Origin of the sequence: Aeromonas sp. FDAARGOS 1403, assembly GCF_019047325.1 — a bacterium.
GTDB lineage: Bacteria > Pseudomonadota > Gammaproteobacteria > Enterobacterales > Aeromonadaceae > Aeromonas > Aeromonas dhakensis.
This window is the reverse complement of record NZ_CP077249.1, coordinates 1,211,445-1,224,101: the sequence shown is the minus strand read 5'-3', so window position 1 is coordinate 1,224,101 and position 12,657 is coordinate 1,211,445. Positions and strand designations below refer to the sequence as shown.

16 protein-coding genes are annotated in these 12,657 nt (G+C 62.2%); 6 read left to right on the top strand and 10 right to left on the bottom strand.

What is annotated here, in order from left to right; all coding sequences use genetic code 11:
• Positions 1–83: 83 nt before the first annotated feature.
• Positions 84–713: a 16S rRNA (guanine(966)-N(2))-methyltransferase RsmD gene (gene rsmD, locus I6L33_RS05950; RefSeq protein ID WP_201882155.1), complete on the top strand. Its 630-nt coding sequence runs from the start codon at positions 84–86 to the stop codon at positions 711–713.
• 121 nt (positions 714–834) lie between these two features.
• On the top strand, positions 835–1,146 hold the full coding sequence (locus tag I6L33_RS05945) for a DUF1145 domain-containing protein (RefSeq protein WP_201882157.1): 312 nt from the start codon (positions 835–837) through the stop codon (positions 1,144–1,146).
• 38 nt (positions 1,147–1,184) lie between these two features.
• Here the strand turns inward: I6L33_RS05945 and I6L33_RS05940 are convergent, their stop codons facing one another.
• Together I6L33_RS05940 and fabR are read right to left on the bottom strand one after the other, a co-directional pair.
• Positions 1,185–1,550, bottom strand: a complete 366-nt coding sequence (locus tag I6L33_RS05940; protein WP_005308044.1) for a YijD family membrane protein — start codon at positions 1,548–1,550, stop codon at positions 1,185–1,187.
• 20 nt (positions 1,551–1,570) lie between these two features.
• Entirely contained in the window at positions 1,571–2,191 is a 621-nt protein-coding gene (gene fabR / locus I6L33_RS05935; RefSeq protein ID WP_005308043.1) for an HTH-type transcriptional repressor FabR, read from the bottom strand.
• 149 nt (positions 2,192–2,340) lie between these two features.
• On the opposite strand from fabR, the gene I6L33_RS05930 reads away from it, so the two are divergent.
• Positions 2,341–3,459 (top strand): fatty acid desaturase, encoded by a 1,119-nt coding sequence (locus I6L33_RS05930; RefSeq protein WP_139752476.1) that lies wholly within the window; start codon positions 2,341–2,343, stop codon positions 3,457–3,459.
• A gap of 476 nt (positions 3,460–3,935) precedes the next feature.
• Here I6L33_RS05930 and I6L33_RS05925 read toward each other — a convergent pair whose 3' ends face one another.
• Positions 3,936–5,189: a phospholipase D family protein gene (locus I6L33_RS05925; protein WP_216973698.1), complete on the bottom strand. Its 1,254-nt coding sequence runs from the start codon at positions 5,187–5,189 to the stop codon at positions 3,936–3,938.
• Positions 5,190–5,266: 77 nt separating this feature from the next.
• Between I6L33_RS05925 and I6L33_RS05920 the strand changes: the two genes are divergently transcribed.
• Positions 5,267–5,413, top strand: a complete 147-nt coding sequence (locus I6L33_RS05920; RefSeq protein ID WP_216973697.1) for a hypothetical protein — start codon at positions 5,267–5,269, stop codon at positions 5,411–5,413.
• A 7-nt stretch (positions 5,414–5,420) separates the two neighbouring features.
• Here the strand turns inward: I6L33_RS05920 and I6L33_RS05915 are convergent, their stop codons facing one another.
• The 3 genes from I6L33_RS05915 to tatA all read right to left on the bottom strand — a co-directional run bounded on the left by I6L33_RS05915 (position 5,421) and on the right by tatA (position 7,537).
• Complete coding sequence (locus tag I6L33_RS05915; RefSeq protein ID WP_026141109.1) at positions 5,421–6,845, bottom strand: lytic transglycosylase F; 1,425 nt, start codon at positions 6,843–6,845, stop codon at positions 5,421–5,423.
• 213 nt (positions 6,846–7,058) lie between these two features.
• The gene (locus tag I6L33_RS05910) at positions 7,059–7,361 is read right to left on the bottom strand and encodes a YfcZ/YiiS family protein (protein WP_005308037.1); all 303 of its coding nucleotides are present in this window, start codon (positions 7,359–7,361) and stop codon (positions 7,059–7,061) included.
• A 14-nt stretch (positions 7,362–7,375) separates the two neighbouring features.
• The gene (gene tatA / locus I6L33_RS05905) at positions 7,376–7,537 is read right to left on the bottom strand and encodes a twin-arginine translocase TatA/TatE family subunit (protein ID WP_005308036.1); all 162 of its coding nucleotides are present in this window, start codon (positions 7,535–7,537) and stop codon (positions 7,376–7,378) included.
• 273 nt (positions 7,538–7,810) lie between these two features.
• Here tatA and I6L33_RS05900 point away from each other — a divergent pair, with 273 nt between their 5' ends.
• On the top strand, positions 7,811–8,779 hold the full coding sequence (locus I6L33_RS05900; RefSeq protein WP_017408788.1) for a LysR substrate-binding domain-containing protein: 969 nt from the start codon (positions 7,811–7,813) through the stop codon (positions 8,777–8,779).
• Positions 8,780–8,919: 140 nt separating this feature from the next.
• On the opposite strand, the gene I6L33_RS05895 is transcribed toward I6L33_RS05900, so the two are convergent.
• Entirely contained in the window at positions 8,920–9,519 is a 600-nt protein-coding gene (locus I6L33_RS05895) for a YhgN family NAAT transporter (RefSeq protein WP_010635400.1), read from the bottom strand.
• Positions 9,520–9,619: 100 nt separating this feature from the next.
• Entirely contained in the window at positions 9,620–9,865 is a 246-nt protein-coding gene (locus I6L33_RS05890; protein ID WP_017785721.1) for a YecH family metal-binding protein, read from the bottom strand.
• 208 nt (positions 9,866–10,073) lie between these two features.
• Here I6L33_RS05890 and I6L33_RS05885 point away from each other — a divergent pair, with 208 nt between their 5' ends.
• The gene (locus I6L33_RS05885) at positions 10,074–11,357 is read left to right on the top strand and encodes a dicarboxylate/amino acid:cation symporter (protein WP_005308029.1); all 1,284 of its coding nucleotides are present in this window, start codon (positions 10,074–10,076) and stop codon (positions 11,355–11,357) included.
• Positions 11,358–11,371: 14 nt separating this feature from the next.
• On the opposite strand, the gene I6L33_RS05880 is transcribed toward I6L33_RS05885, so the two are convergent.
• The gene (locus I6L33_RS05880) at positions 11,372–11,686 is read right to left on the bottom strand and encodes a DUF2007 domain-containing protein (protein WP_005308027.1); all 315 of its coding nucleotides are present in this window, start codon (positions 11,684–11,686) and stop codon (positions 11,372–11,374) included.
• A gap of 55 nt (positions 11,687–11,741) precedes the next feature.
• On the bottom strand, positions 11,742–12,644 hold the full coding sequence (locus I6L33_RS05875) for a LysR family transcriptional regulator (RefSeq protein ID WP_005308024.1): 903 nt from the start codon (positions 12,642–12,644) through the stop codon (positions 11,742–11,744).
• Between the last annotated feature and the right edge of the window lie 13 nt (positions 12,645–12,657).

Here is a 12,657-nt window from a genome sequence, read left to right as displayed (position 1 = left end):
TGCTAAGATAGCCGTCCCTCGGCGGGTCGGCATAAAAATGAACCGCCTTATACTATCACTTTATTTTCTGACGACGAAACGCGATGCCCAGAGTGAAATCCAGCCGTAACGGCCCGAGCAAGAGCCCAACCCCGCAGGGGAAATCGGGCTTTGTAAGAATCATCAGCGGCCAGTGGCGAGGCCGCAAACTGCCGGTCAGGGATGTGGAAGGACTCAGACCCACCACGGATCGCGTCAAGGAGACCATCTTCAACTGGCTGGCTCCCCATGTACGCGGCACCCGCTGCCTGGATCTGTTCGCCGGCAGCGGCGGGCTGGGGCTGGAGGCGCTGTCGCGTTACGCCGAGCAGGTCACCCTGATCGAGATGGACAGGGGCGCCGCCGAGCAGATCAAGAAGAACCTGACCACCCTCGGCAGCAGCCAGGGTCAGGTGATCCAGGCCGATGCCGTCAGCTGGCTGCAGGGGCCGGCCACGCCGTTCGACCTGGTGTTTCTCGACCCCCCCTTTCGCCGCGAGTTGCTGCCCCAGGTGTGCGAGCTGCTGGAGCAGCGCGGCTGGCTGGCGCCGGACGCCCTCGTCTATCTGGAGCGAGAGAAGGAGATGGCCGATCTGCCGCTGCCGGCCAGCTGGCAACTGCTCAAGGACAAACAGGCAGGTCAAGTCTGCTACCAGCTCTATCTGCGGGAGATCAAGAATGACGCTGCGGTTTAACAACCGGATGGCAGGGGAAGATGGGCACAGAGCTCCTCCCCGTCAATCTGGACAACAACTCAAGGACAAACAGGCCGATCAAATCTGGTCTGCTATCAACACTGTGTGCGGGAGGTAAACGATGAAGCGGGTGTTTAATCTGTTGGCGATGGGTCTGATCCTGTTCTTCTGGTTCGGCGTGCTGGTCAGCCTGTTCGCCCCGCTGCCGGGCAAGCTCAACGGCTTCCTGCCGGTGTGCGGCGTGATCGTGATCCTGATGCACTGGGTGCAGGCCAGCATGGTCAAGGCAGCCTGCAAGCCCTACTTCGCGGTGAGCCGGCTCGAGTTCACCCAGGTGCTGGTGTTCGGGGTATTCGGCATGGTTGAGATCCGCGCCAGGCTGCAAGCCATCGTCGATGCCAAGCGGCGCGGCGAAGACAACAAAGCCGGGTGATCCCGGCTTTGTCATGGTGGTGATGGAAGGAGTGCTGGTCACTCCTTCTCTTTTTTCCCCACGCTGATACCGAGCTTGATGGAGAGCACGGCCAGCAGCAGCAACATCATGATCAGCGAGAAGAAGTTGCTGCCAAGCTCTGGGTACTGCACCTTGACCAGCGCCGAATGGCCGAACACGCCGATGAAGAAGCTGAGCAGCATGCAGACCGGGGTGTTGCCCTCCAGCGAGACATGACGGTAGTGCTGGTAGAGCTGATAGGCGGCCAGCACGAAGGCGATCATCGGGAAGAAGGAGAAGGGCACCGCAGACTCTGACAAGACCGTCAGGGAGGCATCGCCACAGATGCCGATGAGCAGGGCCAGCAGCAGGGGTTTCTTCGGAATCGTGTTCTGGTCATGCATGGAGCTGTCCATCCTTTGACTTAAGAGAGAGGTTCACGGCGCTTCTGGTTCTGGACCTCGGCGCCCATGGCGATCATGCGCAGCTGACGGATGGTGCGATCGGACAGGGCCCGGCACTCCTCGCTGGTCATGTCGAGGGCGTCGGCACCGGCACTGAAGACGATGGTCACCATGGCCTCGGCCTGGATGTAGGCCTCTTCCCGCGGCGCCCCCGTGGTGGCTTCGAGGTAGTCGGTCAGCTCGGCGATGAAATGCTGGATCTCCCGCGCCACCGCCTGGCGAAATGCAGCAGAGGTGCCGGAGCGCTCGCGCAGCAGCAGCCGGAAGATGTTCGGGTTGTTCTCGACGAACTCCATGAACGTCTGTACCGAGGTGCTGATGACGCTGCCGCCACCCGCAATGCGCTGACGAGCCTGGCGCATCAACTGGCGCAAGGTCAGGCCGCCTTCATCCACCAGGGTCAGACCCAGCTCCTCCATGTCGCGAAAATGACGATAGAAGGAGGTGGGCGCAATGCCGGCCTCCCGCGCCACTTCCCGCAGACTGAGGTTGGAAAAGCTGCGATTGGCGCACAGTTGGCTGAACGCCGCCTCGATCAGAGTACGCCGGGTTTTTTCTTTTTGTTGCGCGCGAATACCCACGAAAACAGTCACCTTCAGGTTATCGAGGCCAAATGATAACCCGAAGGCTGCGCCAGGATCAGGTTTGTCTCCTACTTTTTTACCATTGACCCCAATTCCGGCTGCATGGAAAATAGCGCACAGCTGTTCGCTGAAAGGAACCGAGTGAGATGGAACGCCCCCCGATCATCATGACCAACACCCTGCTGTTCGCCCTCTCCGGGCTGACCGCACTGATCGCCGTGCCCTGGTACGGCATGACCCATGGCTATGACCTCTGGCAGTGGGGCAGCTTCCTGCTGCTGTTCTGCTATTGCGGCATCTCCATCACCGCCGGCTACCACCGGCTCTGGTCGCACAAGGCCTACAAGGCGCACCCGATCCTGCAGTGGATCTTCGCCATCGGCGGTGCCCTCGCCCTGCAAAACTCGGCGCTGCACTGGTCTTCCGATCATCGTCGCCACCACCGCCACGTGGATGACAACCAGAAGGATCCTTACAGTGCGGGCCGCGGCTTCTGGTTCTCCCACATCGGCTGGATGCTGCGGGAATATCAGCGCGACATCTACCACGACTACAGCAACGTGCGGGATCTGCAGAACAACCCCGTGGTCGCCTTCCAGCACAAGCACTATCTGGCGCTGACCCTGGCCACCAACATCGGCATCCCGCTGCTGCTGGGGCTCGTCCACGGCGATCTGCTCGGCATGCTGCTGCTGGCCGGTGTGCTGCGCATGGTGATGACCCATCACACCACCTTCTTCATCAACTCCCTGGCCCACATCTGGGGCAGCCAGCCCTTCACCGACCGCAACAGCGCGCGGGACAACGGCATCCTGGCCTTCTTCACCTTCGGCGAGGGCTACCACAACTTCCACCACCTGTTCGAGAACGACTATCGCAACGGCATCCGCTGGTGGCAGTACGATCCCACCAAGTGGCTGATCCGTAGTGCCGCCTGGTGCGGGCTGGCACGGGATCTGCGCGCCTGCCCGGAAGAGCGGATCGAGCAGGCCAGGCTGGAGATGCAGCTGAAACGGGCCCAGGCCAGGCTGCACAGACAGGACGACAGGGAGCTGTGGCAGGCGCTGCTGCAGGAGGAGTACGACAAGCTGAGCCAGCAGCTGCAGCACTACTACGCCAGCCGCAAACGCCTGCTGGAGCAGCGCAAGCGCAAGGCACTGGCCCGTTATGACCAGCTGAAACTGCAGCTGGAGTATCGCAGCCTGCACGATGCCTTCACCGTGGCCAAGCGCAACTGGAGCCGCCTGTTGGCAGGCATCGCCTGACCATAGACCGTCAGACTACACAAACAAAAAGACCGCCAATCGGCGGTCTTTTTGTTCAGCCCAGCCAGCAGGCCATAAAAAATGGGGTGACACTCGCATGTCACCCCCTCGCAAATAGCATGTTCCATATTGGAATCCGGTCCCGTCGGGTTCCTCTCCTGCTTCCTGAGTTTCCGCTACCCATCTGAAGCAGGCTCCGGCTGGAGCGATCCAGTCGGCCGATTCCCTTCACGACCCTCTTCCGCACGACGGCAAGCCGCCGTGTTGTCCTTGCAGTTGAAATATTACGCAGATAAATAAAATAAAAAACCGATATATTCGGTCATCTATGCAAGCATCTGCCGCTCATCCAACTTCAACCAGAAAACAATCTGATTAAAAACAATACGATAAATCACTCCATCGCCATTGGATGGCAAACGTTATCCTCGAAGGCGCACAAGGCTTTGCGAGATCTCGCACAAGCCGTGATCCACTCACAACCAACGCTGCAACGGTAACCAGTCACTGACCCTGGCAAGCAGGCGGCGCAGGGTCGAGGGCGGGGCAGCCACCGAGTGGGATGAACGCTGCTGCCAGGTCGTCAGCCACTGCTGCAACTCGGCGCACAGCGCGGGGCAGGCCAGATGCAGCACCAGCTCGGTGTTGAGCAACAGGGAGCGCGGATCCAGATTGAAGCTGCCGAGCAGCGCCTCCTCCTCCCCCACCAGGATCAGCTTAGCGTGCAGGCTGAGGGATGTCCCCTCCAGCTCCGACAGCGCTATGCCCTGGCGTATCAGCCAAGGACGGTGACGGCGGTAGGCGCCGTACACCAGCGGCACATCCGTGCTGGCCAGGGAGTTGGTCAGGATGTCGATGGTCACCCCCGCCTGGCGCTGCTGCCTGAGTCGGCGGCGCAGACCCCGAGTCAGGATGAGATAGGGGGTGACCAGGCGCAATGTGCCCTGATTGTCGGCCAGTTTGCGCCAGAGCAAGCGCGCCGTGGTGGGCCGGGATACCAGCCCCTTGCCGGGGCGGTCAAACCACACCTCGGCCCGCCCGGCATGCCAGCGCAGGGGGATGGGCTCGGGATCGAACAGGCTGGCCGGCAGGTCATAGACGGCCGCGATCTGCGGCTCGTTCAGGGTCAGCAGGAAGTCGTTCACCACCTGCACCTCGGCCCGTTGCAGCGGGCGGCGCAACAGACGGCGGATCGGGTGGCTCCAGCGGCTGCGCCAGAATTGATCGAACCCCTGCTCGATCCGCTGGCAGAGCGGGCCGCGGCAGGCGAGATCCAGATCGACGAACTGGGGGGCACCGCCGAGTCCGAAGTAATGATCCCCGATGTTGCGACCACCGATCACCGCCTGACTGCCATCCACCAGCAGCAGCTTGTTGTGCATGCGGTGATTGATGCGGCGAAAGCTGAGCAGCCCTTCCAGCAGCAGGGTCAGTGGCCGCCAGCCGCGCAACCAGAAGGGATTGAACAGACGCACCTCGATGCCAGGCTGGTGGGCCACCATCTCCAGGAAGCGGTTGTCGCCGGCATAGAGGTCATCGATGAGCAGCTGCACTCGCACCCCGCGTTTGGCGGCATGCAGCAGCTCCGACAGCAGCAGCTTGCCGCTGCTGTCCTCCTCCCAGCTGTAGTACTGGGCCTGGATCCGGCTTCTGGCGCCGCGGATCAGCTGACAGCGCAGCTTGAGCGCCAGCTCGGGCTGGTCTATCAGAGCGAATTCAGCGGGGATCATGGCGTCATCCGCCTGTCATGAGGAAATGGCATAACGCTGGCTAAGGGCCTCGTAGCAACAGGATGAAGGAATTTACCATGGAACTCACGGATCGCCCCGCCATCAGTCACAGACCGCAGGCCAGTGAGCCGGATCCCTCGCCGAGCGGCCAGCTGACCCCCTGGTATCTGCAACACAGGGATCAGGCCTGGCAGCCCTTCAACTCGCCCGCCCCATCGCACTAGCCGGACGTCAGGGCTGGGCCACCGCCTCGATGGCGGCCGCCTTGCCCTCCAGCTGGGGCAGACTGAAGCGGTAGGCCACATAGTACTTGTAGATGGTGCTGACATAGTTGATGGGTCCCTGACCCACCTCGTTGGCCACCAGCTGCTCCACGTTGCCGAACCAGACGTCGGGATCCAGCCCGGCGGCCTCGGCCTTGGCCCTGAGCGCCTGCACCCGATTCGGGCCGGCATTGTAGGCCGCCAGTGCAAACAGGTGGCGGTTGAGCACGTCCAGCTTGGGATCGTTGAAATAGGTGTCGAGGATCAACCGCATGTAGCGGCAGGCCGCCTCCACGTTACCCTCCAGGCTGGCGAGGCGGGCGCCGCGAATGCCCACTTCGCTGCCGGTACTCGGCAACAGCTGCATGATCCCCACCGCCCCCCGTTCGGAACGGATATTGGCATTGAGGCCAGACTCCTTGTAGGCCAGCGCCGCCAGCATCAGCCAGTCCAGCCGGTACTTGTCGGCCTGCTGCTCCAGCACCTTGCGGATGGTCGACAACCGGCCCAGCGGATCCGGTGCCAATATGTTGCTCATCTGGTCGTTGCGAGCAAGCAGGCGGCGCAGGGCCATGTCGCTGTAAAGAGTGCGCTTGCCGGCATCGGCCAGATAGTCGTTGACCGCCTTGAGCAGCTCTGGGCTGTTGTTGCGCAGGGCCCAGGCGCTGCGGCCGTTGTCCCGCAGCGGGATCAACTTGTGGGCTCGCAGCCCGCTGATCATGCCGAGCCAGATCCGCCCCTTGAAGCTGTCGGTCACGGTGAGCGGTATGATGCCGGCCGCCACCATCTCCAGCAGATCCCCGTCCTGCAGGTATTCAGGGACGGTTTCGATATAGACGGGGGGCAGCCCCAGCTCGCGAAACAGCCAGTTGAGCTGGCGCAGGCTCTCGTAATAGCTGGAGCTGGCCCGCACCCAGACCCGCCGGCCTGAGAGTTGGGTAATGCGGTTGAAGGTCGGCAGGCTGTGCTGGCTCACCACCCACTCTTCGATGGGGGCGATCACCGGGTTGGAGAAGGTCACCTGCTCGCGCCGGGTCGGCGTCACCGTCATGTTGGCAGCCACCAGATCCCCCCGCCCCTCGGCGAGATAGTCCAGCAGCTTGTCCTGGCGCACCGGGATGTAGATGATCTTGAGCTTGATCTTCTCCTTGGCCAGGTAGGTCTGGTTCAGCCAGCGCTCGAACCCCTGCAGCTGGTTGACCAGGATGCCGTGCTGGGTCCCCTTGTCGAGGAAGAAAAAGCCCCGCTCATAGACCACCAGGGCCCTCAGCTCTTTCTTTTGCAATATGCTGGCGAGATCCCCTGGCTGGGGCAGCCGCTGCGGCTTGAGATCCGCCGCCAGCAGCGGCAGCGCCCACAGGAAGAGCAGGCTCCAGAGCCAGCGCCGCCTCATGGCATCACCGCCAGTGGCTGTCCGGGCAGGTCAAACGGGTGATGAGCGACGTGGAGGGGGGTGGCGAAGAGCCTGCGCTGAACCATGATGAGATCGCCTTCTGTTGGCCGACTCGCGTCGGGCAAAACCGTCTGTGGGATAACTAACTATAGAACGCAGACCCACAGCAGAAGGGTCAGCACGGCAGGCGAACCTGCCGTGTTTTCAGGGGGCTCAGATAGAGCGGGCACGCATCTCGAAAATGAGTTTTTCGGCGGTGCAGGTGAATTGCAGGCGGGCTTTCAGGATCACGCCGTTGGCGCCCTGGCTCAGTTCGCTGCTGCTCTTGGCTTCGGCGGTGACCTGCTTGGCCAGCGCCTCGTAGGCGGCCAGCTTGGCGCGGGCGTCGGCCTCTTCGGCGGCCTCGATCACCAGCTCCATCACATCATCGCCCTCGCCGATGATGGTGCCAATTTCGGCGAAGCAGCCGCAGCTGTCACAGGTCTCGTTCAATTCCACTTTCTCTTCTACGGACATCATTCAACTCCCACTTATTTCGGCTGTGATTCATCGTCACGCAAGGCTTTACGAAAATCCCTGATGGCGGTGCCCAGATCTTCCCCGGCGCCGGCCAGGCGTTTGCTGCCAAACACCACGACCACGACGACGAGCAGGATCAACAAATGCCAGATATGAATTCCACCGAGTCCCATAGGGATACTCCTGACTGATAGATACCGATCGTTTGTATCAAAAGAAGGCGCAAAGATTGTTGGGCAAAATCAAGACAGGCGCAAGTTTGCAAATAAATCACCAAAAAATACGGCGACCCGAAGGCCGCCGTATTGCTTGATGCTACTTGTCCCCTCAACCACTACATCCTGTACCAGCCGCCATTGAAGGCGAGAGACGTTTCGAGCATAAGTTCGCCTAGATATGAAAACAAATGGTATAAATTCATCTAAGAATTGAAGAGGATTCATATCATGTTGCTGGAACAGCTGGGGCGTATCGACCTCAATCTATTGATAATACTGCAAGTTTTGCTGGAGGAACGAAACGGCAGCCGGGCTGCCCGTCGCCTGCATCTGAGCCAGTCTGCCGTCAGCAAGGCCCTCGGCCGGCTGCGGGAAACCTTCGACGATCCCCTGTTCGTACGCTCGGCCTACGGGCTGGAACCCACCGCACGCGCCCTCAGCCTGCAGCAGCAACTGCAGCCGATCCTGCTGTCGCTGGACAACCTGATCCAGCCGCCGGATTTTGACCCGACCACCACCGAGCGGGAGTTCGTCATCGCCAGCATGGACAGCGCCTTCACCCTGTTCGCGCCGCTCTACCTGAGCGAGCTGAAACGGCAGGCCCCCGGCATCCGGCTGCGCTACGAGGAGTGGACCGAGAACAGCCTGACCGAGATGAGCCAGGGCCAGGTGGACATCGCCTTCACGGTGCGGGAGAACTGCATCAACTCTGACTTTCGGCTCGATACCCTGCCCAACGCCATCTGTCAGCGACTGCTCGCCATCGACGATCTGACCTGTCTGGTGCAGCACGACCACCCGGCCCTGCACGAGCCCGAATGGGATCTCACCCGCTACCTGGCCTATCCCCACGTGCAGACCTATTGCGAGGGGCGCGACCGCTGGATGCTGGATCACAAGCTGGCGGAGCAGGATCTCTACCGCCGCATCGAGGCGACCGTGCCCTCCTTCGAGGCGGCGCTGCGGATGGGCATGCATTCGGACATGATAGTGACCCTCTCCCGGCTCTACGCCCGCCACGCCACCCAGGTCTATCCGCTGGTGCCGCTGCCGCTGCCCATCGCCCTCGACAGCATCTCCCATTTGCTGATCTGGCATCAGCGCCACGAGGAGGATCCGGGCCACCGCTGGCTGCGGGAAACCCTGCTAACCCTCATCATGGGCAAGCTGGAGCCCACTGCTGCCGAACCGGCCTGATACAGGTGCTAGGCCGCGAGCACCCGACAGAATGAGCAAGCTGGCCCCTTCGGCAGCCGCAGGCACCTGATAGCCAAAACGCCGGATCACAAACAAAAAAAACGGGGCTCGTCGAGCCCCGCGTCTTTCCTGTTAGCCAGTCAGTTCTGACCGGTCACCGCCAGGTAGTGGTGCACCCCGTCGAGCAGCATCTGCACCGAGATCATCACCAGCAGCATACCCATCAGCCGCTCCACCGCGGTGAGTCCTCGCTCACCCAGCAGCTTGTTGAAGACCTCGTAGAACATCAGGATCACGGCGCTGGCGCCCCAGGCCATCAGCAGGGCCAGCGACCAGTCCGCCATCCGGGTCGGCTCCTGGTTGGCCAGCAGCAGCAAGGATGCCAGGATCGAGGGGCCGGCAATCATGGGGATCGCCATGGGCACCAGGAAGGGCTCCTCCCCCGCGGCCAGCCCGGTCACCCCCCCTTCACTCGGGAAGATCATCTTGATGGCGATGAGGAACAGTATGATGCCGCCGGCGATGCTGACCGCCTCCTGGCGCAGATTGAGGAAATTGAGGATCTGCTGACCGACGAACAGGAAGGCCATCATGATCACCAGCGAGAACAGCAGCTCCCGCATCATCACCTTACGGCGTCGCTTGGGATCGATATGGCGGAGGATCGACAGAAAGACCGGCAGGTTGCCCAGCGGATCCATGATCAGAAACAACATGACGGCAGCGGAGAAAGTATCCATACAACGCCCAGGCCAAGCCTTCAACAGAGGAGGGGAAAGAGGGCGAATATAACAAAGGCGGCGGGATTCGGCGAGCGCAGCAGGCGCTCGCCGGCGGGGATCAACCGTGGTTGCAGATCTTGTCGGCGCGGGTCTGGAAACCCTGCTCCGATTCGACGAACTTGCCGCGCTTGGCCAGGAAGTCGATCAGGGCCTCGGCATCCATCTCGCTGGCGCTGCAGGTGTGGAAACGGGCATCCGCCCCGAAGCGTGCATCTATGGCCTGCTTGAGGCTGGCCCGGGTGAACTGGCCGCCCTGCGCCAACATCATCTCCATCACTTCGTGACCGTGTACCGATTGAGTCATTGCAAACCTCTTTAATAGACATATTTGATGCCTATTAAATCCGGCCCCACTGCCGACGACCTTGATATAGGCCAACAAATTGCCGATTTCCCTGCCCCCGTACTGGTGATGGTCACGGCTTTGTCGATAATGTGGCAACCTGAGCAGGGGATGGCTACACTAACGCCCCTTTTTGCCACCGCAGACCGAATATAAGGACATTGGCGTCATGCTGTTCCATGGACTGGCTTTCAAACCCTGGCGGATCTGGACCCGCCGTCCGCTCTGGTTGAAGACCCTGCTCGGCATGCTGACGGGGATCGGGCTCGGCGCCCTTTTCAGCGAACAGGCATTGCTGCTCAAACCCATTGGCGTGCTGTTCGTCAACACCATCCAGATGCTGATGGTGCCCCTCATCTTCTGTTCGGTCATCGCCGGCCTCACCTCGCTGCTCAAAGGCAAGGCCCTCGACCGCATCGCCGGCAAGGCCATCGGCCTCTACCTCTGTTCCACCGCTGTCGCCATCTGCATCGGCCTGATGATGGGCTGGCTGCTGGAACCCGGCATGGGTGCCAATATGGGGCCCTATGAGCGGGTCGGCATGGCGGAGTCCCCCACCTTGGCCAGCGTGCTGAGCCACCTGGTGCCGCGCAACCCGGTGCAGGCCATGGTGGATGGCAAGATCCTGCAGGTGATCGTGTTCGCGGTGGCCCTCGCCCTCGCCCTCAACGCCACCGGTCGGCGCGGCCGCCCCGCCATCCTCTTCTTCACCTCGCTGGCGGAGGGGATGTTCAAGCTGACCCAGATGGTAATGGCGCTGGCCCCTTACGGTGTCTGCGCCCTGATGGCCTGGATGACCGGCAAGTACGGCATGAGCCTGCTGCTGCCGCTGCTCAAGGTGATCGGCGCCGTCTACCTCGGCTGCCTGCTGCACGTGCTCGGCGTCTACAGCAGCCTGCTGATCCTGCTGGCCCGCCTCAATCCGCTGCACTACTTCAAGAGCATCGTCGATGCCCAGGCGGTGGCCTTCACCAGCAGCTCCAGCAACAGCACCCTGCCCATCAGCCTGGCCTGCGCCGAGCGCCGGCTCGGGGTCTCCCCCGCCATCACCGCCAAGGTGTTGCCCATCGGCGCCACCATCAACATGGACGGTACCGCCCTCTATCAGGGGGTGACCGCCCTGTTCGTGGCTCAGGCCTTCGGGGTGGATCTGCACCTGGTGGATTACCTGACCATCATCAGCATCGCCACCCTGGCCAGTATCGGCACGGCGGGCACGCCGGGCACCGGCCTGATGCTGCTGACGCTGACCCTGACCGCAGTGGGACTGCCGCTGGAGGGGGTGGCACTGATCGCCGGGATCGACCGGATCCTCGACATGGCGCGCACCACGGTCAACGTCTCCGGCGATATTCTGGTTTCCGTGTTGATTGCCCGCAGCGAGCGGGAGCTGGATCTGGCGACCTATCACGACGCCAGCGCAGGGGAGGACATCGACTTCACCCTGCGCTGAGGCAGGGCGAGCGATTAATTTTCGTGGGGATCGTGGTGGCAGCGCCAGCAGACATCGAAGTTGGCGCCGTTCTCCTCCCCACACTGACCACACAGCCAGCCGTTGCCCTGACGCTGCTGATAGCGTTCGATGACCCGCCCCGCCTTGCTGCGATCCTGCTCGCGCACCATCAGGGTCACCTGCAGCATGTCCACCGGCAGTTCGCCCAGGGCGCCCGACAGCGCCTCGCCATTGAGCCGCACCGGCACTCCTTCCACTTCCAGCGCCCCTTTCAGGGCGTGGGCCTCCAGCGAATGGGAAGCCCGATACAGATTGATCCAGTGATCCATGTCTTCCCCCTTAGATCCCCCGCGATGCCGTTACCACGGCACCGACTCTGGCCGGCTACAGCAGGGTGTCTATGCCGTAGTCGGCCCCCTTGGCCACGATGAAATCGATGAACACCCGCAATTTTCGCGGCATCAGCCGCCGCTCCGGAAACAGCAGGTAAATCGGCACCCGAGGCTGCTGCCACTCGGGCAGCACGGACACCAAGGTCCCGCTCGCCAGCTCCTCGTGGCACAGCATGGCGGGCAGAGAGGCGAGCCCCAACCCGGCCTTCGCCGCCTCTCTGGCACAGGTTATATTATTAACCCGAAAGCGGGAGGGAGGGTCAACCAGCACCTCCTTGTCATCCCGCTCGAAGCACCAGTGCGAGGCCAGAAAGCCGCTGGTCACCGCCACCCGCTCATGTTGTACCAGATCCTCGGGATGAGTGATGGCGGGGCTGCGTGCCAGGTACGCCGGACTGGCACAGATCAGGCGGGCATTGCTCCACAGCCGCCGCGCCGCCAGGTTCGAATCGCTCATGTCGCCGATCCGCACGATCGCATCCAGCCCCTCGTTGATGGGATCCACGATGCGATTGGTCAGCTCCAGCTCCACCTGCAGGCCGGGATAGGCCTGCAGAAACTCCGCCACCAGTCGGCCCACCACCAGCTGCCCTGCCTCGATAGGCACCGCCAGCTTGAGGGTGCCGGTCACCTCCTGCTGGCTGGCGCTCACCATCAGCTCGGCCTGGGCCAGCTCGTCCACCGCCTTGCTGCAACGCAGATAGTACTGCTCGCCGGCCTCGGTCAGGGTGAGCTGGCGGGTCGAGCGGTAGAGCAGCCGCACGCCGAGGCGCTGCTCCAGCTCGGCGATGCGCCGGCTCACCGTCGCCTTGGTCATGCCCAGCTCCTGGGCGGCCGCCGTGAAGGAACCCTTGTCGACGATCCGCACTAGAATCAATGCAGCGTTCAGATCCATTGTTGCACCAGTG

Excerpts from the sequence above, each read along its gene's own strand:
- rsmD (WP_201882155.1), top strand. The coding sequence starts at position 84 with ATGCCCAGAGTGAAATCCAGCCGTAACGGCCCGAGCAAGAGCCCAACC.
- I6L33_RS05945 (WP_201882157.1), top strand. The coding sequence starts at position 835 with ATGAAGCGGGTGTTTAATCTGTTGGCGATGGGTCTGATCCTGTTCTTC.
- I6L33_RS05940 (WP_005308044.1), bottom strand. The coding sequence starts at position 1,550 with ATGCATGACCAGAACACGATTCCGAAGAAACCCCTGCTGCTGGCCCTG.
- I6L33_RS05930 (WP_139752476.1), top strand. The coding sequence starts at position 2,341 with ATGGAACGCCCCCCGATCATCATGACCAACACCCTGCTGTTCGCCCTC.
- I6L33_RS05925 (WP_216973698.1), bottom strand. The coding sequence starts at position 5,189 with ATGATCCCCGCTGAATTCGCTCTGATAGACCAGCCCGAGCTGGCGCTC.
- I6L33_RS05920 (WP_216973697.1), top strand. The coding sequence starts at position 5,267 with ATGGAACTCACGGATCGCCCCGCCATCAGTCACAGACCGCAGGCCAGT.
- I6L33_RS05915 (WP_026141109.1), bottom strand. The coding sequence starts at position 6,845 with ATGAGGCGGCGCTGGCTCTGGAGCCTGCTCTTCCTGTGGGCGCTGCCG.
- I6L33_RS05910 (WP_005308037.1), bottom strand. The coding sequence starts at position 7,361 with ATGTCCGTAGAAGAGAAAGTGGAATTGAACGAGACCTGTGACAGCTGC.
- tatA (WP_005308036.1), bottom strand. The coding sequence starts at position 7,537 with ATGGGACTCGGTGGAATTCATATCTGGCATTTGTTGATCCTGCTCGTC.
- I6L33_RS05900 (WP_017408788.1), top strand. The coding sequence starts at position 7,811 with ATGTTGCTGGAACAGCTGGGGCGTATCGACCTCAATCTATTGATAATA.
- I6L33_RS05895 (WP_010635400.1), bottom strand. The coding sequence starts at position 9,519 with ATGGATACTTTCTCCGCTGCCGTCATGTTGTTTCTGATCATGGATCCG.
- I6L33_RS05890 (WP_017785721.1), bottom strand. The coding sequence starts at position 9,865 with ATGACTCAATCGGTACACGGTCACGAAGTGATGGAGATGATGTTGGCG.
- I6L33_RS05885 (WP_005308029.1), top strand. The coding sequence starts at position 10,074 with ATGCTGTTCCATGGACTGGCTTTCAAACCCTGGCGGATCTGGACCCGC.
- I6L33_RS05880 (WP_005308027.1), bottom strand. The coding sequence starts at position 11,686 with ATGGATCACTGGATCAATCTGTATCGGGCTTCCCATTCGCTGGAGGCC.
- I6L33_RS05875 (WP_005308024.1), bottom strand. The coding sequence starts at position 12,644 with ATGGATCTGAACGCTGCATTGATTCTAGTGCGGATCGTCGACAAGGGT.